Origin of the sequence: Streptomyces sp. NPDC048197 (assembly GCF_043202395.1) — a bacterium.
In the GTDB taxonomy this organism is placed as follows: domain Bacteria; phylum Actinomycetota; class Actinomycetes; order Streptomycetales; family Streptomycetaceae; genus Streptomyces; species Streptomyces siderophoricus.
Genome location: NZ_JBIDAJ010000015.1, coordinates 86,085 through 109,656 on the forward strand (window position 1 = coordinate 86,085; position 23,572 = coordinate 109,656).

21 protein-coding genes are annotated in these 23,572 nt (G+C 72.9%); 9 read left to right on the forward strand and 12 right to left on the reverse strand.

The window, feature by feature from the left end:
* Positions 1 to 49: 49 nt before the first annotated feature.
* From ACGF4C_RS20835 to ACGF4C_RS20860, 6 genes are all read left to right on the forward strand, one after another.
* Entirely contained in the window at positions 50 to 871 is an 822-nt protein-coding gene (locus tag ACGF4C_RS20835; protein WP_393568147.1) for a Scr1 family TA system antitoxin-like transcriptional regulator, read from the forward strand.
* Positions 868 to 1,062 carry a DUF397 domain-containing protein gene (locus tag ACGF4C_RS20840; RefSeq protein WP_393568148.1) on the forward strand — a complete coding sequence of 65 codons (195 nt, stop codon included), beginning with the start codon at positions 868 to 870 and terminating at the stop codon, positions 1,060 to 1,062. The genes ACGF4C_RS20835 and ACGF4C_RS20840 overlap by 4 nt, the downstream gene beginning before the upstream one ends.
* 283 nt (positions 1,063 to 1,345) lie before the next feature.
* The gene (locus tag ACGF4C_RS20845; protein ID WP_393568149.1) at positions 1,346 to 2,155 is read left to right on the forward strand and encodes a hypothetical protein; all 810 of its coding nucleotides are present in this window, start codon (positions 1,346 to 1,348) and stop codon (positions 2,153 to 2,155) included.
* A gap of 97 nt (positions 2,156 to 2,252) precedes the next feature.
* Positions 2,253 to 2,618, forward strand: a complete 366-nt coding sequence (locus tag ACGF4C_RS20850) for a hypothetical protein (protein ID WP_393568151.1) — start codon at positions 2,253 to 2,255, stop codon at positions 2,616 to 2,618.
* The gene (locus tag ACGF4C_RS20855; protein WP_358918944.1) at positions 2,615 to 2,878 is read left to right on the forward strand and encodes a hypothetical protein; all 264 of its coding nucleotides are present in this window, start codon (positions 2,615 to 2,617) and stop codon (positions 2,876 to 2,878) included. The genes ACGF4C_RS20850 and ACGF4C_RS20855 overlap by 4 nt, the downstream gene beginning before the upstream one ends.
* Positions 2,879 to 2,886: 8 nt before the next feature.
* Positions 2,887 to 3,225, forward strand: coding sequence for a Uma2 family endonuclease (locus tag ACGF4C_RS20860; RefSeq protein ID WP_393568153.1), 339 nt, complete (start codon positions 2,887 to 2,889; stop codon positions 3,223 to 3,225).
* Here ACGF4C_RS20860 and mnmA read toward each other — a convergent pair.
* The gene (gene mnmA / locus ACGF4C_RS20865) at positions 3,219 to 4,358 is read right to left on the reverse strand and encodes a tRNA 2-thiouridine(34) synthase MnmA (RefSeq protein WP_201810888.1); all 1,140 of its coding nucleotides are present in this window, start codon (positions 4,356 to 4,358) and stop codon (positions 3,219 to 3,221) included. The two genes, ACGF4C_RS20860 and mnmA, sit on opposite strands and share 7 nt — an antisense overlap.
* A 54-nt stretch (positions 4,359 to 4,412) precedes the next feature.
* Between mnmA and ACGF4C_RS20870 the strand changes: the two genes are divergently transcribed.
* Positions 4,413 to 5,216 carry an N-acetylmuramoyl-L-alanine amidase gene (locus ACGF4C_RS20870; RefSeq protein ID WP_393568154.1) on the forward strand — a complete coding sequence of 268 codons (804 nt, stop codon included), beginning with the start codon at positions 4,413 to 4,415 and terminating at the stop codon, positions 5,214 to 5,216.
* Here the strand turns inward: ACGF4C_RS20870 and ACGF4C_RS20875 are convergent.
* On the reverse strand, positions 5,213 to 6,382 hold the full coding sequence (locus ACGF4C_RS20875) for a cysteine desulfurase family protein (protein ID WP_393568156.1): 1,170 nt from the start codon (positions 6,380 to 6,382) through the stop codon (positions 5,213 to 5,215). The two genes, ACGF4C_RS20870 and ACGF4C_RS20875, sit on opposite strands and share 4 nt — an antisense overlap.
* A gap of 119 nt (positions 6,383 to 6,501) precedes the next feature.
* Here ACGF4C_RS20875 and ACGF4C_RS20880 point away from each other — a divergent pair, with 119 nt between their 5' ends.
* Entirely contained in the window at positions 6,502 to 7,380 is an 879-nt protein-coding gene (locus ACGF4C_RS20880; protein WP_393568158.1) for an alpha/beta fold hydrolase, read from the forward strand.
* Here ACGF4C_RS20880 and ACGF4C_RS20885 read toward each other — a convergent pair.
* From ACGF4C_RS20885 to ACGF4C_RS20905, 5 genes are all read right to left on the reverse strand, one after another.
* Positions 7,316 to 11,482: an SAV_2336 N-terminal domain-related protein gene (locus tag ACGF4C_RS20885; RefSeq protein ID WP_393568160.1), complete on the reverse strand. Its 4,167-nt coding sequence runs from the start codon at positions 11,480 to 11,482 to the stop codon at positions 7,316 to 7,318. The genes ACGF4C_RS20880 and ACGF4C_RS20885 overlap by 65 nt on opposite strands.
* Complete coding sequence (locus ACGF4C_RS20890; RefSeq protein ID WP_393568161.1) at positions 11,479 to 12,492, reverse strand: AAA family ATPase; 1,014 nt, start codon at positions 12,490 to 12,492, stop codon at positions 11,479 to 11,481. The genes ACGF4C_RS20885 and ACGF4C_RS20890 overlap by 4 nt, the downstream gene beginning before the upstream one ends.
* 85 nt (positions 12,493 to 12,577) lie before the next feature.
* Positions 12,578 to 14,755: a trypsin-like peptidase domain-containing protein gene (locus tag ACGF4C_RS20895; protein WP_393568163.1), complete on the reverse strand. Its 2,178-nt coding sequence runs from the start codon at positions 14,753 to 14,755 to the stop codon at positions 12,578 to 12,580.
* Positions 14,752 to 15,246, reverse strand: coding sequence for a CU044_2847 family protein (locus ACGF4C_RS20900; protein ID WP_393568165.1), 495 nt, complete (start codon positions 15,244 to 15,246; stop codon positions 14,752 to 14,754). The genes ACGF4C_RS20895 and ACGF4C_RS20900 overlap by 4 nt, the downstream gene beginning before the upstream one ends.
* A 147-nt stretch (positions 15,247 to 15,393) precedes the next feature.
* The gene (locus ACGF4C_RS20905; protein WP_362141678.1) at positions 15,394 to 16,242 is read right to left on the reverse strand and encodes a thioesterase family protein; all 849 of its coding nucleotides are present in this window, start codon (positions 16,240 to 16,242) and stop codon (positions 15,394 to 15,396) included.
* A 94-nt stretch (positions 16,243 to 16,336) separates the two neighbouring features.
* On the opposite strand from ACGF4C_RS20905, the gene ACGF4C_RS20910 reads away from it, so the two are divergent.
* Entirely contained in the window at positions 16,337 to 16,975 is a 639-nt protein-coding gene (locus ACGF4C_RS20910; RefSeq protein ID WP_393568167.1) for a trimeric intracellular cation channel family protein, read from the forward strand.
* Positions 16,976 to 16,991: 16 nt separating this feature from the next.
* Here the strand turns inward: ACGF4C_RS20910 and ACGF4C_RS20915 are convergent, their stop codons facing one another.
* The 5 genes from ACGF4C_RS20915 to ACGF4C_RS20935 form a co-directional block, all read right to left on the reverse strand.
* A complete protein-coding gene (locus ACGF4C_RS20915; RefSeq protein ID WP_393568169.1) occupies positions 16,992 to 18,401 on the reverse strand; it encodes a M1 family metallopeptidase in 1,410 nt (469 codons plus the stop codon).
* 110 nt (positions 18,402 to 18,511) lie between these two features.
* Positions 18,512 to 19,597, reverse strand: a complete 1,086-nt coding sequence (locus ACGF4C_RS20920) for an ABC transporter ATP-binding protein (protein ID WP_393568297.1) — start codon at positions 19,595 to 19,597, stop codon at positions 18,512 to 18,514.
* Between the two features lie 29 nt (positions 19,598 to 19,626).
* The gene (locus ACGF4C_RS20925; RefSeq protein WP_393568170.1) at positions 19,627 to 20,727 is read right to left on the reverse strand and encodes an ABC transporter ATP-binding protein; all 1,101 of its coding nucleotides are present in this window, start codon (positions 20,725 to 20,727) and stop codon (positions 19,627 to 19,629) included.
* Entirely contained in the window at positions 20,724 to 21,734 is a 1,011-nt protein-coding gene (locus ACGF4C_RS20930; protein WP_393568172.1) for an ABC transporter permease, read from the reverse strand. Before ACGF4C_RS20930 ends, ACGF4C_RS20925 begins: the two co-directional genes overlap by 4 nt.
* A gap of 78 nt (positions 21,735 to 21,812) precedes the next feature.
* Complete coding sequence (locus ACGF4C_RS20935) at positions 21,813 to 23,567, reverse strand: ABC transporter substrate-binding protein (RefSeq protein WP_393568173.1); 1,755 nt, start codon at positions 23,565 to 23,567, stop codon at positions 21,813 to 21,815.
* Positions 23,568 to 23,572: the final 5 nt, after the last annotated feature.

Below are 23,572 nucleotides of genomic sequence, written 5' to 3' on the forward strand. Positions count from 1 at the left end.
GGAACGGCGCGACTGTGCGTCACCACGCTGCAACTGTGCGAGGTGTGCGATGCCCCACAACGACGAACCACCCGTCACCCTCAGGATCTTCGGGAAGCAGTCCCGCTTCCTGCGCGAACAACGCGCGATGACGCGCCGCGAGCTGGCCGACCTCATCCCGTACTCCGAGTCCCTCATCGCGATGGTCGAACGCGGCGAGCGACCACCGAAGCCGGGTTACGTCGACGCGGTGGACGGGGCGCTCGGCGCGAACGGCGTGCTGCGCGTACTGATCCCCGATGTCGCGGAGAAGCACCATCCGGCGTGGGCGGAGGAGTACGTAAACCTCCAGGCCCAGGCGCTGGCGTTGCATGCGTACTCGACACACTTCCTGCACGGGCTGTTGCAGACGGAGGAATACGCGCGGGCGGTGTTCCGGTGTGTGCGGCCCAGCATGGAAGACGACGAGATCGAGCGGTCTGTCCAAGCTCGGCTGGCAACGCAGTCACTGCTGACCCGTAAGCCGGCCTGCCGTATGACGTTCGTCCTGGAGGAGCCCGTGCTCCAGCGAAAGATCGGCGGCCAGGCCGTCTGGGAAGGGGAGTTGAAGAATCTCCTCATGCTGTCCGAGCTGCACAACATCCAACTCCAGGTCATGCCGCTCGCCCGCGTGACCCACGCTGGGATGGACGGCCCGATGACGCTGTTGGAAACGCCTGACCACCACACAATCGGTTACGTCGAAGGTCACCGCGGCAGCTACTTCCTTACGGAGCCGGACGATGTCAGCGTAATGAGTCATGTGTACGGCACACTCCGTTCTCAGGCCCACGACGCAGAAGCGTCGCGGGCCCATATTCAGCATCTGCTGACAGGAGAAGCATCAGCATGAACACCGAACTGGCATGGTTCAAGAGCAGCTACAGCGGTGGCACCGGCGAAGCCTGCATAGAGGTCGCCACCTGCCCCCACACCATCCACATCCGCGACTCCAAGGACACCGCGCTCCCCCACCTCACCGTCACCCCCGGGGCCTGGGCGTCCTTCCTCGCGTACGCGCAGGTCGCACCGGAAGCCGTCTGAGCGGACACCGGTGGGGCGGCACCAGGTTCCGCCCCACCGACCGCCGGTGACCCGGCCGACTACCAAAGAACCCGGGGAAAGAACCCCACCCACCTACCGGCGCCCTCGTCGCCCAACTCCTCACCCCATTGGGTGACTTGAGCGCGAAAGCGTCCGGAATGCGGTTACGCTCGCCGCAGTTCGACCACCACGACGCACCCCCACAACCGCACACAGAACGGCCCTCGGCGGGACGGCAATCCCAACCCGAGGGCCTGATCACAAGGAAGAAGAGACCTTCCCGATGACTTCAGCGCAGTCTAACGCGCCCTCGCCCGCGCCCTCATGCCCTTCCAGCGGCGTCATCCACATCCGTACGCGCCAGACCTCCCACTTCACCGTCCTCGCCAACCGCCTTGCGCAGCGCGCCGGTAGCGCGGTCACGGTCGGCGTGGCCGCGTACATCCTGTCCCTCCCCGATGGCGCGCCCATCACCATCGCCGCCCTCTGTGCGCACTTCGCCGAGGGCAAGAAGGTCATCGCGGAGGCGTTACGCGAGCTGGAGGACGAGGGCTGGCTGGAGCGCCGTATCGAGCGCGGGCCGGGCGGCCGGATCATCACCCGGACCTTCGCGTACGACCTGCCGGGAGCGGAACCGGAACCCGCCGCAGCACCCGCCCCCGTCCCCGTCCCCGTCCCCGAGCCCACCACCGAGCAAGAGCCCACGCCGCCGGCGCCCGCCCCCGAGGCCACCGACCTCCTCACCCGCCTCCCCCACCGCGACCGCCGTCTGCTCCTCTCCGAGCGGGAGATCACGGCCCTCGCCCCGGCCGTCACGGACTGGCTCGATCGCGGGGCGGCCCCACAGGAGATCACCGAAGCCCTGACCAGCGGCCTCCCCGCACGCCTCAACCGCCGCCCGGCCCGCCTCCTCGCCCACCGTCTGTCCGCCCTGCGCCCACCATCCCGTACGAGCCCGCCCCCACAGCCCGAGCGCCCACCCGTCGTCCCTCTCCAGAACTGCGATGGCTGCGATCGCGCTTTTCGCGCCGACCGTCCCGGGCATTGCCGAGACTGTCGCTCTGCCTCGCCGGAGGTGCGGTGTGCCGCATGACACGAACCGCGTCACGGGTGCCGTCAGGATTCCCGGCAGCTGCGGACGGCGCGCGAGTAGGCTGGGACGCCCGGCAGAGCGAGGAGACGAGTTCCGCATGAGCAGCCAACCAGTGCACAGCGAAGGTCCCCTCATGCCGATGCCTGATCTGACCCTCCCGGCACTGCGCTCGGCAGTCGCCGCACTGGCCCCCGCCAAGCTAACGGAGCTGGTCGAGGAGATGCAGCAGGCCTTCGACCGGGCGGGCCAGGACGGCAGCACGGCACCGATCCGCATGTTCTACCGTCGCTGGGCCATCTTCGTCGCCATCGAGCGTGATCCGGCCAGAGCAGCCCGATTCCACGCGGCGGAACAAGTCCTGGAGTCCAGCGAGGCCGGAGACGAAAGAGAGGCCGCCGTTCGTCTGATCGGGAGCATCGTGCGCACCGCGCAGTGTGAGGTCGAGGCGCTGGAGGCGGGGTGAGCACGTGGACGTGGGAGTACGAGCCCGACGACTACGGTGACAGCCTGCCGCCCTCGGTCAGAGCAGAGACCGAACGGATCTGCGCCGAGCTCGCCGTCGTCAACTCGATGATCTACTTAGAAGGCGCTGCCTACCAAGGACCGTCGCCGGGGCTTCGGGTCGAGCACGGAAGGACTCCCGGGGGCCGATATCTCATGCTGAGCTATCTGACGGACGTGCGCGGGGAACGCATCGTGGTGGTCAGCGTCTCCTGCCTGTGAACCACCTGATGAGCCCAGTGCAGACCGTAGAGATGCGGCGATTCGCGGAATTCGATGCGACGTTTCCGGACCACCACGCGGAAATGATCGACGGAGTGGTCTACGTCGGTGAGATCGTCTCGGAATCCCATCCCGAGGACGACACCAACAAGAAGGTGAAGAAGTACGCCCAGGCGGTAATTCCGTACTACCTCATCGTGAACCCCATAGAGGGCACGTGCCTGCTCTACTCGCTGCCTGAGGGGGAGCACTACCGCGCGTCGCTGGAGACCGATTTCGGCAAGCCCGTGCCGATCGGCGAACCGTTCGACCTCGCCCTCGACACCACGGCCCTCTACACCTACTGAGCGGCCTCCTGCGCCCGCGCCCGCCGCTCGGTCGTGGCGATCGTCGCCGAGCCGACCACGCGGGTGCCGTCGTAGAGGACGATGGCCTGGCCGGGGGCGACGCCGCGGACCGGCTCGGTGAAGGTCACCCGGAGCTCGGTGCCGTCGACCAGCTCCGCGGTGACCTCGGTCTCGCCGCCGTGGGCGCGCAGCTGGGCGGTGTACGTGGCGGGGCCGGCCGTCGGCGGGCGGCCGCACCAGCGGGGGCGGATCGCGGTGAGGCCGGTGACGTCGAGGGACTCGGCGGGCCCGACCGTGACGGTGTTGTCGACCGGGGAGATGTCGAGGACGTAGCGCGGCTTGCCGTCCGGGGCCGGGTGGCCGATCCGCAGGCCCTTGCGCTGGCCGATCGTGAAGCCGTACGCGCCCTCGTGGCTGCCGAGGCGGTTGCCGGCCTCGTCGACGATGTCGCCGGGGGCCGTGCCGAGCCGCTTGGCGAGGAAGCCCTGGGTGTCGCCGTCGGCGATGAAGCAGATGTCGTGACTGTCCGGCTTCTTGGCGACGAACAGGCCGCGCCGGGCGGCCTCCTCGCGGATCTCCGCCTTGGTCGTCTCGGTGTCGCCGAGCGGGAACATCGCGTGCGCCAGCTGGCGGTCGTCGAGGACGCCGAGGACGTAGGACTGGTCCTTGGCCATGTCGGTGGCGCGGTGCAGCTCGCGGCTGCCGTCCGGGCGCACCACGACCGTGGCGTAGTGGCCGGTGCACACCGCGTCGAAGCCGAGGGCCAGCGCCTTGTCCAGCAGCGCGGCGAATTTGATCTTCTCGTTGCAGCGCAGGCAGGGGTTCGGGGTGCGTCCGGCCTCGTACTCCGCGATGAAGTCGTCGACGACGTCCTCGCGGAAGCGCTCGGCGAGGTCCCAGACGTAGAAGGGGATGCCGATGACGTCGGCGGCGCGGCGGGCGTCGTGCGAGTCCTCGATCGTGCAGCACCCGCGGGCGCCGGTGCGGAAGGACTTCGGGTTCTCGGACAGGGCGAGATGCACGCCGGTCACGTCGTGGCCGGCCTCGGCGGCTCGGGCGGCGGCGACGGCGGAGTCGACACCGCCGGACATGGCGGCGAGTACGCGGAGGCGGCGGGGGGCGTCGTCAGTCATAGCCCGTCCAGGGTAGACGGAACCGCCGACAGTGCGGAAAGCGTTAAGCAGCGCATGGGGAAGAGCAGGGTCGGGGAGCCGGCCGCCGAACAGCGGGACAGGGCCGGGGAACGGCCGGACGAGCGGCCGGACGACCGGGGCGAGGCGGGAGAACAGCCGGACGGGCGGCAGGCGGGCGGGCGGCGGGGAGCCGCGGCGGGGATCACCCGGCGGCGGGCGCTGTGGCTGGCGGGCGGCGGTGCGGTGGCCGCCGGGGCCGTGGTGGCGACCGGGTGGGACGAGCTGCGGCACTGGTGGTGGCAGCTGCCGGGGAACGACCTGCCGCGGCGGGCCGGCGAGGTCGACCACCGGGGCGCCCAGTGGGTGGCGGCGTCCGGGGCGAACTACCGCCGGGCGGACCGGCCCGCCGACTACCCCGTCGACCGGGTGGTCATCCACGTCGTCCAGGGCAGCTACGCCACCGCACTGCGGGTGTTCCGGAACGCCGACCACGAGGCGGCGGCCCACTACGTCGTCCGCAAGGACGGGCACATCGCCCAGATGGTGCGGGAGCTGGACGTGGCGTTCCACGCCGGCAACCGCGGCTTCAACGAGCGGAGCATCGGCATCGAGCACGAGGGCTTCGTCGACCGCCCGGAGGACTTCACCGACGCCATGTACGAGTCGTCGGCCCGGCTGACCGCCGATATCTGCCACCGTTACGGCTTCCCGGCCGACCGGGAGCACATCGTCGGCCATGTGCAGGTGCCGGGGACGGACCACACCGACCCCGGCCCGCACTGGGACTGGGACCGCTATCTGCGCCTCGTCCGTGCGGCCGGGCGCGGACCCGGATCCGCCCAGAAGCGGCGCGCCTAGCTCAGCCCCGCGCTCCGGGCGCGTTCGACCACCGGGCCGATGGCCTGGGCCAGCGCCGCCACGTCCTCGCTCGTGGAGGTGTGCCCCAGGGAGAAGCGCAGCGTGCCGCGCGCCAGGTCGGCGGACATGCCCGTGGCCAGCAGGACGTGGCTGGGCTGGGCGACGCCGGCGGTGCAGGCGGAGCCGGTGGAGCAGGCGATGCCCTGGGCGTCCAGGAGGAGCAGCAGGGAGTCGCCCTCGCAGCCGGGGAAGGAGAAGTGCGCGTTGGCGGGCAGCCGGCCGGCCGGGTCCGGGTCGCCGCCGAGGACGGCGTCCGGGGCGGCCGCCCGCACCGCCTTGATCAGGTCGTCGCGCAGCGCGCCGATGTCCCGGGCGAAGTCCGCGCGGTGCGCCACGGCGTGCCGGCCGGCGGCGGCGAAGGCCGCGATGGCGGGGGGGTCGAGGGTGCCGGAGCGGACGTGCCGCTCCTGGCCGCCGCCGTGCAGCACCGGCACCGGGGCGTACTCGCGGCCCAGCAGCAGAGCGCCGATGCCGTACGGGCCGCCGATCTTGTGCCCGGAGACCGTCATCGCGGCCAGCCCGGAGGCGGCGAAGTCGACCTCCAGCTGGCCCACCGCCTGCACCGCGTCGGCGTGCAGCGGGATCTCGAACTCCCTTGCCACCTCGGCGAGTTCACGGACCGGCTGGATGGTGCCGATCTCGTTGTTGGCCCACATGACGGTGGCCAGCGCGACATCGGCGGGGTTGCGGACGATCGCCTCGCGCAGCGCCTCGGCGTGCACCCGGCCGTAGGGGTCGACCGGCAGCCACTCGACGCGGGCGCCTTCCTGCTCGGCGAGCCATTCCACGGCGTCGAGGACGGCGTGGTGCTCCACCGGGCTGGCGAGCACCCGGTCGCGGGCCGGGTCGGCCGCCCGGCGCGCCCAGTACAGGCCCTTGACCGCGAGGTTGTCGGCCTCGGTGCCGCCCGCCGTGAAGACGATCTCACTCGGACGTGCGCCGAGCGAGGCGGCGAGGGATTCCCGCGCCTCCTCAACGGTGCGGCGGGCCCGCCGGCCGTCGGCGTGCAGCGAGGACGCATTCCCCGTGACGGTCAGCTGGGCGGTCATCGCCTGCACCGCCTCCGGGAGCATCGGGGTGGTGGCGGCGTGGTCGAGGTAAACCATGGTGCCCCGATTCTACGAGGCGCCCCCGGGGCGCACGCCCGGCGCGGGGGCGCATGCTCTCCTCGCGATGCTCGCACGCACCCTCGACACGCCCGTAAGGAGTAAATACCCTTACAGTCATGACAGAGTGGCTGCTGGATCGCACGTTCCGCACGGCGTCGGGGGACGAGGTGCGGTGGGCCGCCCTCGGGGAGCGGTCGGCCGGCCCGCCGCCGGTGGTGCTGCTGCACGGCACGCCGTTCTCCTCGTACGTCTGGCGCGGGATCGCGCGGGCGCTCGCCGCGCACCACCGGGTGTTCGTCTGGGACATGCCCGGCTACGGCGTCTCCGCGCAGCGGGACGGCCAGGACGTCTCGCTCGCCGCGCAGGCCCGGGTGTTCGGCGAGCTGCTGGCGCACTGGGAGCTGGACCGGGAGGCGTCCCGGCCGGCCGTGGTCGCCCATGACTTCGGCGGCTGCGTCGCCCTGCGGGCCCATCTGCTGCACGGTGCGCGGTACGAGCGGCTGGCCCTGGTCGACCCCGTGGCCCTGGCGCCCTGGGGCTCGCCCACCTACCGGCTGCTGGGCGCCCACCCCGGCGTCTTCGGGCAGCTGCCGCCCGAACTGCACCGGGCGCTGGTGCGGGCCTACGTCTCCTCCGCGAGCCGTCCGGGCCTGCCTTCGGACGTCCTCGACCGGCTGGTGGAGCCGTGGTGCACGGAAGCCGGGCAGCCGGCGTTCTACCGGCAGATCCAGCAGAACGACCAGCGGTTCACCGACGAGATCCAGGGCCGTTACGGCGAACTCGACCTGCCGACGCTGATCTGCTGGGGCGCCGAGGACGCCTGGATCCCGGCCGGGAAGGGCCGCGAGCTGGCGGCCCGCATCCCCGGTGCCCGGCTGCGGCTCATCGAGGGCGCGGGCCACCTCGTCCAGGAGGACGCGCCCGCCGAACTCACCGCGGCACTGGCGGACTTCCTGCGTCCGGGCGGCCCGGCTTCGGCGCGAGACGGCGGCTGAGGTCGCGGACCGCGCCGGCCGCGTCGGCCGCGCCGGCACCCCGCTCCCCCGGTGCCGCGGCGGAGACCGCCGACTCCAGATCGGCCCGCAGCCGGCCGAGCTCGGCCCGCCGCACCCGGCTCGTCCGCTCGAAGTCCGCGATGAGGCCGGTGAGTTCGGCTTCGATCGATTCGATTGCTTCGAGTGCTTCCCGTGCCTCCGGTGCTTCGGGGCCGCGGTCCCCGGAGGAACCGGCCGCGGCGCCGTGGCCCGGCTCCGCCCGGCCGCCGTCGGCGCCCTGCAGCCGGAGCTGGTCGCGGAGGGTGCGGACGGCCGCGGTCAGCTCGCGCAGCGCCGTGCCGGTGCTCGCGGCGTCCGCGGTGCGCGACACGGCGGCGGGGCGCGCCCCGCCGGTCCGCGGCCGGGCCGCCGCGGTCGCCCTCTCCCGCAGCAGGGCGCGCACCTCGGCGGCCTCCGGGGCGTCGAACTCCTCGTAGACGGCGAGCGCTTCGCGCCAGTGCCCCTGGGCGCTCTGCTTGCGGCCCAGCGCGGTCTCGGCCTGCCCCAGCGCGGTCAGCGCATCGGCGCGCCAGCGCTCACCGCCGGGCACCAGCAGCCGTCCGGCGGCGTCCTCGGCGGCGGACACCGCCTCGCCCGGCCGGATCAGCGCGACCATCTCCGCGGCCATCCGGCTGCGGGTGCGGCCCGCCCACAGGCGCTGGCGGTCCTCCTCGAAGAGCGGCAGCGCCTGGAAGAGTTCGCGCAGCGCATCGGCGTGCCGGCCGGCCGCCGACAGCGCCTCGGCCAGGGCGTACCGGGCGTGCGCGAGGCCCGGGGAAGCATCGCCGGAGGTGCGGTGGAGGCCCACGCCGCGCTCGGCGAACAGCACGGCGTCGCTGCTGCCGGTCGCCGCCCAGACCCGGGCGAGCGCACCGAGCACGGCGGCCTCGCCCAGCCGGTCGTCGCGGCCGCGGCAGCGCTCCCAGGCCGCGGTGAGGTGCCGCTCGGCGTCGTCGTGCCGCCGTTGGTACAGGGCGATCACCCCGGCCGCCAGCGGGGCGCGGAAGAGCGCGAGGGGGTCGTTCGCCGTCCGGGCGAGGCGGACGGCCTGACGGGCCTCCCGTTCGGCGCGGGCGAACCGTCCGACGGCGGCCGTGCACTCGGCGAGCGCGACCCGGGCCCGGGCCTCGGCGCGGGCGTCGCCGTCCATGGCCGCCCGGGCCGCCACCGCGGCCGCGGCCGGTTCGAACGCGGCGGCGTGGGCCCCGCAGTCCGCCGTCACCTGCGCGAGCAGCAGCAGATCGGCGGCGCGCCGGACCAGCTCCGGGGCGTCCGCCACGGCCTGCCGGACGAGCGCGAGCGCCGGCGGTGTCTCCTCGGTCCACACGGCCAGGGCCCGGGCGGCGTCCTGAAGGGGCGGCAGAGCGGCCGCGGGGACCCGGACGAGGTCCTGCGGCAGCCGCTCGCCGGGGTAGCGGAGCGTGTGCACCTGCCGCCCCAGGGCCACGTACCAGGTCAGCAGCCGGGAAAGCGCCTGGGTACGCTCGTCCTCGGGCAGCTCGGACCGCAACTCCCGGACCGGCGGAAGGGGTTCACCCGCGCGCCCGTAGCGGCCGGGGGCCGTTTCCGTCAGCGCGCCGGCGGTCCGCAGCTCTTCCAGCAGCGCCCGGCCGCGGTCCGCCGGGACGTCGAGCAGGGCCGCCGCGGCACCGGCCGAGAGGTCCGGGCCCTCCGGTACGGACAGCAGCCGCAGGGCCCGTCGCGCATCCCGGGTGAGCCGGTCGTCGAGCTCCCGGAACGCGGAACGGCCCGGCGGCGTCCCCGAGGGCGCCCCCGGAAGCTGCCCGGCCGCGGGCGCCCGGTACGGATACGTCTCCGCGAGGAGCTCGCTCCACCACCGCGCGAGCCGGACCCGCTGCGCCGCCGCGTACGGCCCGGGCAGCCCGGCGAGCGGTTCACCGTGCCACAACTCAAGGGCGGCGTCGCGCAGTCGGCGGGCCTCCGCCGGGTCGCGGGCGGCCCGCGCACGCGCGATCAGCTGCTCGGCCTCGTCGAGGTCGAGGGCGGGCGGGCGGCCGTCCGGGCCGCGCAGCGCATAGCCGCCGCGCTCGCTGACGAGGAGCTGCCCGTCCTCGCCGAGCGCCCGGCGCAGCCGCGCGGCGTACGTGCGCAGCGCGGCGCGCGCACGGGGCGGGGGCTCGTCCCCCCAGAGGCCGGCGACGAGTTCGGACGCGGTGGCCCGGCGGCCCCGGCGGAGCAGCAGCGCGGCGAGCAGGGCGCGCTGCTGGGGCGAGCCGAGCGCGAGGGGGGCCTGCCCGCGCCGGGCCCGTAGCGGGCCGAGGACCGTGAAGCGCAGCTCCGCGGGCCGCGGGGCGGGCAGCACCGCGCGCAGCGGCTCCGGGCCGCCGCCGGAGCGCTGTCCCGGCACCGCGCCGCCCATCCGCTCCAGCACCGGACTCGCGAGGACGGCGAACGCCCGCGCCGAGGCGTGCAGCCGCAGCTCGCCCTCGTCGTCGCCCATGAGGACGGGGAAGTCCGGCAGCCGCCCCATGTACGGCTCCAGGGAACGGCCGACGGCCTCGACGACCTCCACGGCCTGTTCGGTGCCGAGCCCGCTGAACAGCAACTCCCGGACGCCCGGCCGGAAGTCGTAGACCGGCTGGACCGGCCCGCCGGGCAGGGGCGCGCCCAGGGCCCGGTCCAGGGTCCGGACGGCGGTCGCGTCCGCGGTCCGGTCCGTGCGCTCCAGCAGGCCGCCGAGCAGGATCTCCGCGACATGGGTGGGTCCGGCGTCGCGCATCGTGGCCGCCCGCACCAGCTGCATCAGCGGCGTGGTCAGCGGGCGGATCGCGGAGAGCCGGACGGCGAGGCGGTACGCCTCGGGCGAGAACGCGCCGCGGAAGTGGCTGAGCAGTTCCTCGGCGCTGCCGTGCGGCGGGGACGGCGGGGCGGGCTGCGGCGTCCCGGCCAGCAGGGCGGTGTCGATCAGGTGCGGCACTCCGGGGCGGGTGAGCAGCCCGACCCACTGCTGCAGCGCGGACGCGGTGGGGTGCAGCACGGGCAGCGCGAACAGCCCCGCCGCCTCCGGGTCCCGCTCGCCGCTGAGCGGGTCGCACACCACCAGCCGTCCGGGCGGATCGAACTCGCCCGGCGTGGAGAGGAGTTGGGGGCGGGCGTCGAGGGCCGTACCGCGCCAGAGCCGGCGCGGGAGGGGGTTGATCACGGCCACCGGTCCGCCCCGCCCGCACGCGGTCAGGGACCGTACGGCCTGCGGTCCGCGCCAGCCCGGGTCCGTCCCGTCGGTGAGCACGAAGGTGACCGTGGCGCCCCCGGACCTGCGGCCGGGCAGCGGGCCGCCCGGGCCGCGGGGGTCGATCGCCCGGACCCGAACGGAACGGAAGACCCCGCTCCGGACCAGCAGCGTCCGCAGCTCGGCGGCGAGCGAGCCCCACACCTGCATGGCCGGGGAGGTGTCCACCCACAGCTCGGCCGACCAGTGCCGTTCCCGGTCGGGCCGGGAGACGACGTCGAGGAAGCCGGTCTCGGCGGTGAGCCGGACGGTGGCCTCGACGTCGGGGACCGTACGGTGCGGGTGCTCATGGGTCCGCCGCAACGGGCGCAGCGCACCGCCCAGTTGGCGGGCGTCGGGCAGCGCCCGCCCACCGGGCACCCGCGCGGGGCGGGCCCGCCCGCCGTCCGGCCCGCCGCCCTGACTGCCCATGGCGTAGAGGGCGCGGCGGGGCGGACCGGGGGAGCGGACGGGGTCGGCGGGCTCGGCCGGGCGGTCAGGGTCCGCGGGCTCGGCGGGCCGATCCGGGGCGGTGGCGCCCGCCGCGGCCCGGCCGCCCCCTGTCCCCTCGTCGGCCCCCTCACCCCGGCCACCGGCCGCGCCGGCCGCCTCGTCAACGGCCCCTGGCGCCCCGGGATCTGCGGACTCCCCGGACTCTCCCGGCTCTCCGGCCGCCCGCTCCGGGTCCCCCGGCCCGCCCCGCTGCGGCCCGGTCGCCGGCCCCTGCCGCCCCTCCCCCTCCATGGCCCGCGCCAGCCACAGCACGTCGAGGAGTTCGGTGGCCGCGAGGTCGTACCCGGCCGCCGCCAGCGTCTGCCGCAGTCGGTCCATCATGGCGACAGCGGTTCGTCGAGGCGGTGCAGGACGGCGGCGAGCAGCTCTTCCTTGCCGAGGTCGGCGCCGCTGATCCGCAGATGGACGGCGGCCAGCAGCTGGTCGGTGGCCAGGGTCTGGGTCTTCGCGCGCTGGTGGAAGACCTCGATGAGGTCCTCGGCGGCGGCGACCGCCTCCGCACCCAGGTTGTGTTCGATGATCTTCCGCAGCCGGTCGCCGGTCGGTTCGGGCAGGTCGAGTCGTACGCAGCGGCGCATGAAGGCCGGCGGGAAGTCCCGTTCGCCGTTGCTGGTCATGATGACGATCGGGAAGTGGGCGCAGCGCACCACCCCGCGCCGGACCGTCACCCGCTCCCGGCTGCCGCTCAGGCGGACCTGCACCTCCTGCTGGTGCTCGGGCAGCCGGGCCAGCTCCGGGATCTCGAACTCGCCTTCCTCCAGCACCACCAGCAGGTCGTTGGGCAGGTCGAGGTCGGCCTTGTCGAGCTCGTCGACGAGCAGGACCCGGGGGCGGTCGGCGGCCAGTGCGCTGCCCAGCGGGCCGAGGCGCAGGTACTGGCCGATGTCGCCGGCGCCGGTGGTGCGGCGGGCCCGGGGGCGGCGCGCGGAGCCGCGGGCCGCCTCGCGTTCGCGGCGCAGCGACGCCTCGCGGAGCCGGCCCACCGCGTCGTAGCGGTACAGGGCGTCCTGGAGCGTGGAGCGGCTGTTGACCGACCAGCGGAGCACCTCGCCGAGGCCCAGTTCCTCGGCGACCGCGCGGGCCAGCGAGCTTTTGCCGGCGCCGGGGCGGCCGGTGACCAGCAGCGGGCGGTGCAGGTGCAGGGCGGCGTTGACGACGGAGATCTCGTTGCGCTCCAGGAGGTAGGGCGCGCGGGGTGCGGTGCCGCGGGCGGCGGTCAGGCGCCGCCAGGGCGGTGGGGCGGGCAGCTCCGCGGGGCCGCGGAAGACCCACCAGTCCTCCGGCCGGTCCGCGGGGTTGTCGTACCCGTCTGTGGTGCTCTGTCCGGTCACCGCGCGTTCTCCTCGTTCCTTGCTGCGTCCGCGCCCCGGCTCCCCCGGCCGGTGGGACACGGGTGTGGCTGTCGTTCCGGGGTGCTCATGGCTGGGTCAGTACCCAGGCATCGGGGGCGAGTTGCGGCGGCCGGTGGTCCGGGGCGTCGTAGAGCAGGGACAGTTTGCGGCCGGGGTGGGTGGAGCTCTCGGGTTCGGCCATCGCCTTGGCGCGTTCGAGCCGGACGACCTCGGGGACCTCGGTGTGGTCCGCGCCGTCCACCAGGGCCAGCAGGTCCTGGGCAAGGTGCTCGCCGTGGTCGGCGCGGTGCCACAGGACGGTGTGCACGCCGGCCTGGACGCACTGGCGCAGCAGCGTGCCGTGGTGGTGCGGCGGGCAGCAGACGATCACCGTGCCGGCGTCGCGGTGGACCTCCAGCTGGGCGCGGGCGACCTTGCGGTCGGTGTGCCGGTGGTCGAGGACCAGCCGCTTGGCGTGCGGCAGGGCGGCGGTGCGCTGCTTCCAGCCGGCGTAGCTCTCCCGTGAGCGCTCGGTGGTGCGGACCACGACGCGGCGGGTGATGCCCGGGGCGAACGGCCCGTCCTCGTCGCTGTCCGGTGATTCCCAGGCGTCGACGTCGAGGCCCAGCCAGGCGCACGGCAGGAAGTACTCCACCAGGGCGGTCTCCGGGTCCTCCCGCACCTCGGTGCGCAGCACCCGGCGGATGTCGTCGACCACCTGCTCGCTGCCCGCCTCGGTGTCCCGGACCAGCGCGAGCCGGTGCGGCCGGCCGTCCGCGACGGTCCAGATCTGGTACGTGAAGCGACGGCCGGTCGGGGCCGGCAGCAGCTCCACCTGGACCCGCGGGGCGCGGGCCGGCCCGCGGACGGCGGTGGCCGCCGGCCCGGGCGCGGCCACCGGCGCGGGGGCCGCGGCGGCCGTCACATCGGCGCGGAACTGGCTGATCGCCGCCTCGTCGACACCGGACCGGGCGGCCACCCGCTCCACCCAGGCGTCCAGGTCGTCGGCCGGATACGGGCCAGCCGCCCGCTCCTCGACGCTGATCCGCACCACCCCCTGGAGCAGCGGGGGCACCGGTGCGCCGGCGGTGGAGCCGAATCCCTCCAGGGCTTCGACGGCGTCGGCGAGGCCGGTGACGGCGGGGAGTTCGGGTGCGTGCGGCAGCACCCGGGCGAGCAGGGCGCGGGGGTCGGTGCGGGTGCAGTGCGCCAGCAGACCGGCGAGGTCCCGGCGCTGACGGGTGGTCAGGTATTCGCCGGGGCGGACCGTACGGGCCGCGCGGCGCAGCCGCTCCCAGTCCTCACGGGCGCCGTAGGGGCCGGGGCGGTGATGCGGGTCGTACGGGTCCGGGGGCGCGAGGGGCTCCTGGTCGCGGACCACGTCGAGGAGTTCGGGGAGGCCGCGGCGGACGCTCACCGCGAGGCCGACCAGCCGCTCCAGATCGGCGGCCGGGCCCGCCGAGGTCCGGCCGAGCCGGGCGGCGAGCCGCCGCTCGCAGTCGGGCACCGCCTCGCGGCCCTTGAGGACCCGTTCCAGGGCGGTGAGCAGCTGTTGGACGCCGCGGCGGGCGGTGGGCACCGCGGAGGGCGGGAGGGCGGGGAGTTCGGCCTCGATGGCGGGCACGCTGATGGCGTACATCGTCGCGGGCCGGTCCCCGGCGCCTTCGGGGGCGCGGTGGACGGCGACGACCAGGCCGACCACGGCCTGCCGTTCGCGGTCCCAGAGCGGGCCGCCGCTGAAGCCCTCGGTGACCTGGGTGCCGCCGAGCACGTCCAGCGCGATCCAGGGCGGCGCCGAGACCCGGGGCACGGCCCGGACGGTGGGCAGCGGATTGCCGCTGGCCCATAACGCGATGGTCTCCCCGGCGTAGTTGTGCTGGAGGAACGGTGCGGGCTCGGCGCCCGCAGGCGGGGCGTCGGTGAGCTCCAGCACCGCGAGGTCGCCGTGGTACGGCACCCGGCCGGGGTCGGCCGGGCCGGGTCCGTTCGCCGTGGCGCGCGGCGGGGTCCACATCTCGCGGACGACCCGGGCGGTGAGGTCCACCCCGGCCGCGACATGGGGCAGCCGGACCGTGAGGGTCTCGCCGGGGCCCGGGGTGTCCTGGGCGAACCGCGCCCTGCCCAGGGCGCTGTTGACGACGTGGGCGCAGGTCAGGATCAGCCGCTCGGCGACCAGGACGCCCGCGCCGACGGCCCGTTCACCGTCCCGAACGGAGGCGAAGGACAGCTGGAGCGGGGTGTCCGGACCTGCGCCGGGGATCATGGCGCCGCACCGCCCGGGGCGCCGGGGCCGGCTGGGGTGCCGGTGCCCTCGTCACCGCCGCGCTCGCCGGTGCGGTGGGCGGGGCGGTCACCGGCGAGGTTCCAGGTGGCGGAGACCTTGAAGCTGGCCTCGCCGTTGCCGGTGAAGACGCCGAGATGCAGGTCCGAGCCGAGGGTCACCCCGAACTCCACGGTGACCTCGTCCGGGCGGTGGCTGCCGGCCGAGATCGAGCGGTGGATCTGGCCGAGCACCCCGCCGAGCGGCCGCAGCGCCTCCTCCAGGACCTCGCCGCCGCGGGTCAGCGCCCGGCCCATCCGGCCGTCGACGCTGACCGGCTGCGCGGAGCCGAAGGCGTCGGGCAGCTCCAACTCGCCGTCAGCGGCGGTGGGTTGTCCGGGCACCGCGCCCGGCGGGCCGTCGGCGGCGGCCGGCGCCGGTGCGCGCAGCCAGACGACGGTCCCGTCCTCCATCGTGAGTGGCACGTCCCCCATGTCGATCAGTCTGACATGAGCCGCACCGCCCCCGCGCGCACTTTTGCGTCACTCTCCGACCTCTCGCACCGGTGGCCACCTGCGGAAAGTCCCTTCCGGAGAGGGCGGCGCGGTACCTCGCGGGCGCGGCCGCGCCGACGTGGCGGATCAGCCCACTCCGAGGGCCCGCGCCAGTTGGCGTGATTGCGCCACCAGCCGGTCCTCCGCATCCCACACTTCCGCGTCCTCCTCAAGGAACCCGCCGGCCAGATTGCGGGTGGTGATGGCGACCCGCAGCGGCCCGGGGGCCGGGCGGTGCCGGACGTGGACGGTCAGTTCGACGGTGGGGACCCAGCCGGACAGCCCCATCTCGAACGCGGTGGGCGGCAGCGCGTCGACGGTCAGCAGGAGGGACAGCGGGTCGGGGTCCCGGCCGTCGGCGAGCCCGAACCAGGCGCGCATCTCGCCCCGGCCGGACGGTGCGCCGACCGCCCAGCCCGCGGTCGCCGGGTCCAGCCGGAGGTCGAGCCGCTCGGCGATGGCGGTGCTGCCGGGGATGGCCGGGGCCCCGCCCGGGGCGCTGTCGGTGCCCAGGCAGTGCTCGTACGGCGGGATGGCGGGCGGTTTGGCCGTCGTGCGGACGTCGTCGGGCAGCGCGCCGAGGTCGCCGTACGCGGCGAGCACCCGCAGCCGCTCGACCTCGCTGCCGTCCTCCTCGAACTGGACGAGGGTCGCGGTCCCGGTCGACATGGTGCGGCCGGTGCGCACCACGTCGGTGCGGATGACGGCCGGGCCGGGAACGGAGGCGGTGAGGTAGTGCGCGGTGACCGACAGTGGGTCGGGGTGCGGCAGGGCGTCGCCGAGGGCGCGGCCCATGAGGGCGAGGAGGTAGCCGCCGTTGACCGCCTGGATGATCGTCCAGCCCGCGGAGAGCTGGGCTTCGTAGATGCCGGTTGCGCGGCGGGTGACCGCGGTGTCGCGGTCGAACTCGCTGTTGCCTGAGGTGACCAGAGCCATGGCGGCACGGTACACGGATAAATTACCGACCGGTAGGGTCAGCATTCCCGGACGCAAGCGGAGAGCGCCGTTCCGGCCCTGCCATGATGACGCCATGCTTCACGTCCTCTACCTGGCCGGCGTCGCGGCCTTCGCGGCGAGCGGGGTGCTGGCCGCCTACCGCGCCAACATGGACCCCTTCGGCGGCCTGGTGCTCGCCTTCGCCGCGTCCATCTCCGGCGGCACGATGCGCGACCTCATCCTCGACCGGCGGCCGCTGTACTGGACGCACGACTGGGTGCTGCTCACCGTGATCATCTGCGTCGGCGTCGGCACCATCGTCTATCTGCGGTTCTGGTCGCTGCCCCGGAAATCGCTGCTGGTGGTCGACGCGGTCGGCCTGTCCGTGGTCACCGTGATCGGCGCCCGGGCCGCCATCGCGGCGGGCGCCACCCCGCTCGCCGTGATCATCCTGGCGGTGCTCACCGGCGTCGCCGGCGAGGTCATCCGCGACGTGCTGTGCGGTGAGTTCCCCCCGCTGCTGCTGCGCGAGGACGTCTACGCCATCGCCGCGCTGGCCGGCGCCGGCTGCCTCCTGCTGCTGCACCACCTCGGCGCCCGGCCCACCCCCGCTGCGGCGATCTCGGCGGGAGTGGTGTTCGCCCTGCGCATGGGCGCGGTCTACCTGGGGCTGCACCTGCCGCGCCCCCAGCAGCTCCGCCCCCGGGCGGGCCGCCGGCCGGACGCCGACTGACCCGCCCGGCGGCCGGCTACTTCGCGGACAGCGCCGGCTTGCTCTCCGTGTACAGCCAGGTGTCGAAGAAGTCCCCGAGCTTCTGCCCGGAGACCTTCTCGGCCAGCGCGACGAACTGGGCGGTGTCCGCGTTGCCGTAGCGGTGGGCCGCGGTCCAGGCCGGCAGCAGCTGGAAGAACGCCGTGTCACCGATGCGCTCGCGGAGCGCCTGGAGGGTCATCGCGCCCCGCGTGTAGACCGCGCCGGAGAACATCGTGTCGCGCTGCGGATCGGCGATCTTCTGCTTCCAGAAGCCGTCGTCGGCGGGGATCGAGTCGTACGCCTTGCGGAAGGAATCGTGCGCGCTGACCGTGCCGCGGTGCTCGTTCCACAGCCACTGCGCGTAGCTGGCGAAGCCCTCGTTGAGCCAGATGTCCTTCCACTGCCGGACCGACACCGAGTCGCCGAACCACTGGTGGGCCAGCTCGTGGACGATCGTGGACTCGCTGCGCACCGCCGAGTAGACCGGCTTGGACTGCACCTCCAGCGAGAACCCGGCCTGCGGCATGTCGTCGACGATCGCGCCGGTCTCCTCGAACGGGTACTTCCCGAAGACCTTCGACCAGTAGTCGGTGGCCTCCGAGGTGATGCCGTACACGTCCACCTTGCCGGTCGGCAGGGTCGGGTCGGTGGCCACGTAGACCGGGATGCCGCCGGGAGTGGTGCCGGTACGGACGTCGAACTTCCCGATGGTGGCGGTGGCGAGGTAGGTCGCCATCGGGCGGGACTCGCGCCAGTGGGCGTACGCGCGGCCGTGCGCCTCCCCGGAGGCGATCAGCCGGCCGTTGGAGACCCCGGTCAGGCCCTTGGGGGCGTCGATGCGGATGTCGTACGTCGCCTTGTCGCCCGGGTGGTCGCTGGAGGGGAACCACGTCGAGGCGGCGTTCGGCTCGCAGGCGACGAACACCCCGTCCTTGGTCTTCATCCAGCCGTAGTCCGAGCCGAAGACGATCGGGCCGCTCAGCGGCTTGGGGACGCCGTGGTAGGCGACGGTGACGGTGAACTTCCCGCCGCGGCGCAGCGGGAAGGACGGGTGGACGGTTATCTCGTCGCCGGATCTCGCGAAGTGCGCCCGCCGGCCGTTCACCCGCACCGAGTCGACGGTCAGCTTCTGCAGGTCGAGGTCGAAGGCGGAGAGGTTCTGGGTGGCCCGGGCGGTGAGCGTGGTGCGGCCGTCGAGCCGGCCGCTGTCGGGGTGGTAGCTGACGCCGAGGTCGTAGTGCAGGGCGTCGAAGCCGCCGTTGCCCAGTTCGGGGAAGTACGGGTCGCCGGCGCCGGGTGCGCCGGGGGTCGCCGCGGGAGCGGCGGCGATGGTGGCGGCCGAGGCCACCGCGGTGGCCAGGGCCAGCCAGCGGGAGGTGCGGCGCGCGGAGCGGGAGAGTGCCATGAGCCATCCCTTCGGACACACGGATGAAGGCCGATCGAAGATCGAACAACCGTGCTGACTCTGCACCCTCCCGCCGCGTTCCACCCGCGACTTTGCCAAGTCGTCAGGTGTTACTGATCACTTGATGCCTTACCGGACGGCCCGGCGGCCGCCGCGGGCGCGGCGTCCTCCGCGTTCTCCGGGTGGTGGCAGGCCACTTGGTGCCCGGTCCGCAGCGCGACCAGCGGCGGCTCGGTGGTGGCACACACCTCGGTCGCCTTCCAGCAGCGGGTCCGGAACCGGCAGCCGGAGGGCGGATTGATCGGCGAGGGCACATCGCCCTTGAGCAGGATCCGGTCCCGCTGGGTGCGCCGCTTGGGGTCCGGCACCGGCACCGCGGACAGCAGCGCCTTGGTGTACGGGTGCATCGGCGTCTCGTAGAGCGAGGTCCGGTCGGCCAGCTCCACGATCTTTCCGAGGTACATCACCGCGATCCGGTCCGAGACGTGCCGGATGACCGAGAGGTCGTGGGCGATGATGACGTAGGTCAGGCCCAGCTCCTCCTGGAGGTCGTCCATCAGGTTGACGACCTGCGCCTGGATCGACACGTCCAGCGCGGAGACCGGCTCGTCGGCGACCACCAGCTTGGGCTTGAGCGCCAGCGCCCGGGCGATGCCGATGCGCTGCCGCTGCCCGCCGGAGAACTCGTGCGGATAGCGGTTGTAGTGCTCGGGGCTCAGGCCCACCAGCTCCAGCAGCCGCTGCACCTCCTTCTTCACCCCGCCCTCCGGCTCGACGCCCTGGAGCCGGAAGGGGGTGGAGACGATGCCGCCGATGGTGTGCCGCGGGTTCAGCGAACCGTACGGGTCCTGGAAGATCATCTGGACGTCGCGGCGCATCGGCCGCAGCCTGCCCGTCGACAGATGGGTGATGTCGGTGCCCTGGAACTCGATCGAGCCGCCGGTCGGCTCGTCGAGCCGGGTGATCAGCCGGCCCATCGTCGACTTGCCGCAGCCGGACTCGCCGACGACGCCGAGCGTCTCCCCCGGCCGTACGTCGAAGTCGATGCCGTCGACCGCCTGCACCGCGCCGACCTGCCGCTTGAGCAGGCCCTTGGTGATCGGGAAGTGCCGCACCAGGCCGCGCACCCGCAGCAGCGGCTCGGCATCGTCCCCGGACCCGGCCGGTGCCGCGTCCGCCGACTTCTGGAGCGGGATCGTGGTGTTCTCGTCGTCAGTCGTCTCGGTCACAGCTTCGGCGCAATCTCTTCGGTCCAGATACGCTTCCGCTCCTCCGGCGCCATGTGGCAGGCGGAGAAGTGCCCGCCGCCCGCCTCGCGCAGCTCGGGGCGGACCGTACGGGTGAGGTTGTCCTTCGGGACGTCCGCGTACGGGCAGCGGGGGTTGAAGGCACAGCCGGACGGGACGTTGATCAGGCTGGGCGGGGAGCCCTTGACCGGGATCAGCCGCTCGGTCTGCTCCCGGTCGATGCGCGGCATGGAGCCGAGCAGCCCCCAGGTGTAGGGGTGTTGGGGCTCGTAGAAGACCTTCTCGGCCGGGCCGCGCTCGACGCACCGGCCGCCGTACATCACCAGCAGGTCGTCGGCGAGCTCGGCGACCACGCCCAGGTCGTGGGTGATGATGATGACCGCCGAGCCGAACTCCTTCTGCAGATCGCGGATCAGGTCCAGGATCTGCGCCTGCACGGTGACGTCCAGGGCGGTGGTCGGCTCGTCCGCGATGAGCAGCTCGGGGTTGTTGACCAGCGCCATCGCGATCATCGCGCGCTGGCGCATACCGCCGGAGAACTGGTGCGGATGGTCGTCGACCCGCTTGTCGGGCTGCGGGATGCCGACCCGGTCGAGCATCTCGACCGCCCGCTTGCGCGCGGTCTTCTTGTCCACGTCGTGGTGGACCCGGTAGGCCTCCATGATCTGCTTGCCGACCGAGTAGAACGGGTGCAGCGCGGACAGCGGGTCCTGGAAGATCATCGCCATCTCGCGGCCGCGCAGCCGGCGCACCTCGTCCGGGTCGGCGGAGACCAGCTCCTTGCCGTCCAGCCAGATCTCGCCGGACATCTGCACCTTGCTGCGCTGCTGGCGCGAGGCGCGGTGCAGGCCCATGACGGCGAGCGAGGTCACCGACTTGCCGGAGCCGGACTCGCCGACGATGCCGAGCGTCTTGCCCTTCTCCAGGCTGAAGGTCAGCCCGTCGACGGACTTCACCACGCCGTCGTCGGTGGGGAAGTGCACCTTCAGGTCGCGTACGTCGAGGAAGGCGGACGTCCGCGGTGCCGTTTTCTCGGTGGCCGCCGCGGTGGCGGCCCTGTCCTCGGAGGAGTCGGTCACGAGAGCCTCACCCGCGGGTCGACGGCGGCGTACAGAACGTCCACCACCAGGTTGCAAATGACGATGAAGAACGCGGCGAGCAGGGTGACGCCGAGGATGTTCGGCAGGTCGTTGGCGTTGATCGCCTCGACGGCGAAGGCGCCGACTCCCTTGAGCGAGAAGACCTGTTCGGTGATGAGCGCGCCGCCGAGCAGCAGGCCGAGGTCCATGCCGAAGACGGTGATGATCGGGGTGAGCGCGGCGCGCAGACCGTGCCGGACGACCACCTTGCGCTCGTGCAGGCCCTTGGCGCGGGCCGTGCGGATGAAGTCCTCGGCCAGCGTCTCCAGCATGCCGGCCCGGGTGAGCCGGGCGTAGAGCGCGGAGTAGAGGAAGGCCAGGGTGACCCAGGGCAGCACCAGGGTGCGGGCCCACAGGAACGGGTTGTCCAGCAGTGGTACGTAGTCGCTGCGTTCGAAGATCGGCCACTGGTAGGTGAACAGGGCCAGGGCCAGGGCGCCGGTGAAGAACATCGGGAGCGAGACGCCGGCCAGCGCCACGCCCATCGCCGCACGGTCGAAGAACGAACCGGGGCGCAGCGCGGAGAGCACGCCGGTGGCGACGCCGGAGACGACCCACAGCACGGCCGCGCCGGCCGCGAGCGAGAGGGTCACCGGCAGCCGGGACTGGATCTCCGGCCAGACCTCGATGTGCGTCTTGAACGAGTAGCCGAAGCACGGCACGTGGCACTTGGCCGCTTCCGGGCCGAACTTGTAGTCGACGCCGGCGAAGATGCCCTTGAGGAAGTCCCAGTACTGCTCGTACACGGGCTTGTCCAGGCCGAGGTTCTTCTTCACCGCGGCGATGTCCGCGGCCGTGGGGGCCTTTCCGATGTACTGCTGGGCAAGCTGGTCGGTGCTCTGCCCGGCCAGTTTCGGCAGCAGGAAGAAGATGCCGAAAGTGACCGCGCTGACGATCAGCAGCAGGATCACTGCGCTGATCAACCTGCGGATGATGTACGAGAACACGGGGATGCGGCGTCGGCGCCGCGGGCCGGCCGGAACCGGCCCGCGGACACCAATGCCTTCACCTGCCTTCCAGGGCTGCTACTTCTTGACGCCGATGTTGAGGTAGTCGTACTGACCGCTGAAGGCCGAGGTGGACACCAGGTTGGTGGCCTTCGGCGAGCGGTACATCAGGACCTTGAAGTAGGTGAGCGGGACCAGCGCCGCCTGCTCCATCGTCTTCTTGTCGATCTCGGCGTACGCCTTCTCGCGGGCCGCCTTGTCGGTGTTGGCGATGGCCGTCTCGAGCAGCTTGTTGATCTCCGGGTCGTCCAGCTCGGACAGGTTGGTGTTGCCGGACTTGCTGATCGCCTTGCCGTTCAGGATCTGCTGCAGGTAGCCGTAGCCGGTGGGGAAGTCGGAGCCCCACTGCATCATGATCAGGCCGACGTTGTTCTTCTTGTTGAACTCCGGCACACCGGCGTAGTCCGAGAAGTACTTGCTCGTCGGGTACGACTGGATCTTGGCGGTGACGCCGATCTTCTTGAGCGACTCGATGACCGAGGTGGCCGCGTCGACCTCGTCCTGACGGTCGTTGCGGGCCAGGATCGTGGTCGTGGCCTTGCCGGCACCGCACTTGTCCCAGTGCTTCTTGGCCTCGGCCAGGTCGAGCTTGTCGCCGTCGTACTTCTGCGGGTACAGGTCGTACTTCTGGTAGCCGGCGAGGTCGGTCGGCAGGACCGTGGAGGCCAGCTCACCGCGGATCGGGCCGCCGAGCGCGGTCTGCACGGCCTTCTTGTCGATCGCGTACTCGACCGCCTTGCGGCACTCGAGGTTGTCGAACGGCTTCACCTTGGTGTTGATCGCCGTGTAGACCAGGCGCTGGCCGAGCGCGTTGTCGGTGTTGGCCTTCTCGTCGGCGTTGGTCAGGAGCTGGGCCTGCGTCTGGCCGTCGACACCGCGGCCGGCCAGGTCGACCAGGGTGTTGCCGGACTGGAGGTCCTTGTCGATCGTCGACTGGGCGACCTTCAGGTTCAGCACGATCTTGTCCGGGAGCTGCTTGCGCAGCGGGTCGGTCTTCGCCGACCACTGCGGGTTGCGGACCAGGGTGAGCTGCTTGCCCTCCTGGTAGCTCTGGAACTTGTACGAGCCGGTGGACAGCACGGACTTGGTGTAGTCCGCGCCCTTGTCCTTGGCCTGCGGGACCGGCGCGGTCTGCGGGGCGCTGACCAGGTAGTCGAACTCGGCGAACGGCTTCTTGAGGTGGAAGACGACGGTCTGGTCGTCGGGGGTCTCGATGGACTTCAGACCGGCCTTGCTCTTGTCCTTGTACGGACCCTTGTAGCCGCCGCCGTCGTTGTCCTTGAGGAACTGCTGGAAGTAGTTCGGGCCGAGCGAGAGCACGTCACGCGCGAAGTTGGAGCGCTCCACGGCGTACTTGACGTCCTGCGAGGTGACGGTGGAGCCGTCCTCGTACTTGACGCCCTTGCGGAGCTTGTACGTCCAGGTCTTGCCGCCGTCGCTGGGCTTGCCCATGGACTCGGCGAGGTCCGGGACCAGCTGGTTGCCCTTGGTGCCGGGGCCCGGCTTGAAGGTGGTGAGCGGGCGCGCGTAGAGCCGGCTGAAGTTGTAGATGAAGGCGTAGTAGGTGTTGCCCGGGTCGAACGACTCGGGGGCGTCGCTCATGGCGTAGGTGACCGTGCCGCCCTTGGCGTCCGAGGCGTTGACGACGCCCTTGGTGGCCGCGTTCGCCTCGCCGGAGCCTTCCGAGGAGCCCTTGCCCCCGCTGCAGCCGGCCAGCAAAAGGCCCGCACTGGTGATGGCCGCTATGGTCGCGACCGGAACTGACCTTCGCATGGTGG

Bases quoted from the DNA above. Each gene is read 5' to 3' on its own strand.
- ACGF4C_RS20860 (WP_393568153.1), top strand. From the start codon at position 2,887: ATGAGCCCAGTGCAGACCGTAGAGATGCGGCGATTCGCGGAATTCGAT.
- ACGF4C_RS20850 (WP_393568151.1), top strand. From the start codon at position 2,253: ATGAGCAGCCAACCAGTGCACAGCGAAGGTCCCCTCATGCCGATGCCT.
- ACGF4C_RS20880 (WP_393568158.1), top strand. From the start codon at position 6,502: ATGACAGAGTGGCTGCTGGATCGCACGTTCCGCACGGCGTCGGGGGAC.
- ACGF4C_RS20845 (WP_393568149.1), top strand. From the start codon at position 1,346: ATGACTTCAGCGCAGTCTAACGCGCCCTCGCCCGCGCCCTCATGCCCT.
- ACGF4C_RS20910 (WP_393568167.1), top strand. From the start codon at position 16,337: ATGCTTCACGTCCTCTACCTGGCCGGCGTCGCGGCCTTCGCGGCGAGC.
- ACGF4C_RS20900 (WP_393568165.1), bottom strand. From the start codon at position 15,246: ATGGGGGACGTGCCACTCACGATGGAGGACGGGACCGTCGTCTGGCTG.
- ACGF4C_RS20885 (WP_393568160.1), bottom strand. From the start codon at position 11,482: ATGATGGACCGACTGCGGCAGACGCTGGCGGCGGCCGGGTACGACCTC.
- mnmA (WP_201810888.1), bottom strand. From the start codon at position 4,358: ATGACTGACGACGCCCCCCGCCGCCTCCGCGTACTCGCCGCCATGTCC.
- ACGF4C_RS20905 (WP_362141678.1), bottom strand. From the start codon at position 16,242: ATGGCTCTGGTCACCTCAGGCAACAGCGAGTTCGACCGCGACACCGCG.
- ACGF4C_RS20895 (WP_393568163.1), bottom strand. From the start codon at position 14,755: ATGATCCCCGGCGCAGGTCCGGACACCCCGCTCCAGCTGTCCTTCGCC.
- ACGF4C_RS20875 (WP_393568156.1), bottom strand. From the start codon at position 6,382: ATGGTTTACCTCGACCACGCCGCCACCACCCCGATGCTCCCGGAGGCG.
- ACGF4C_RS20915 (WP_393568169.1), bottom strand. From the start codon at position 18,401: ATGGCACTCTCCCGCTCCGCGCGCCGCACCTCCCGCTGGCTGGCCCTG.
- ACGF4C_RS20870 (WP_393568154.1), top strand. From the start codon at position 4,413: ATGGGGAAGAGCAGGGTCGGGGAGCCGGCCGCCGAACAGCGGGACAGG.
- ACGF4C_RS20840 (WP_393568148.1), top strand. From the start codon at position 868: ATGAACACCGAACTGGCATGGTTCAAGAGCAGCTACAGCGGTGGCACC.
- ACGF4C_RS20935 (WP_393568173.1), bottom strand. From the start codon at position 23,567: ATGCGAAGGTCAGTTCCGGTCGCGACCATAGCGGCCATCACCAGTGCG.
- ACGF4C_RS20835 (WP_393568147.1), top strand. From the start codon at position 50: ATGCCCCACAACGACGAACCACCCGTCACCCTCAGGATCTTCGGGAAG.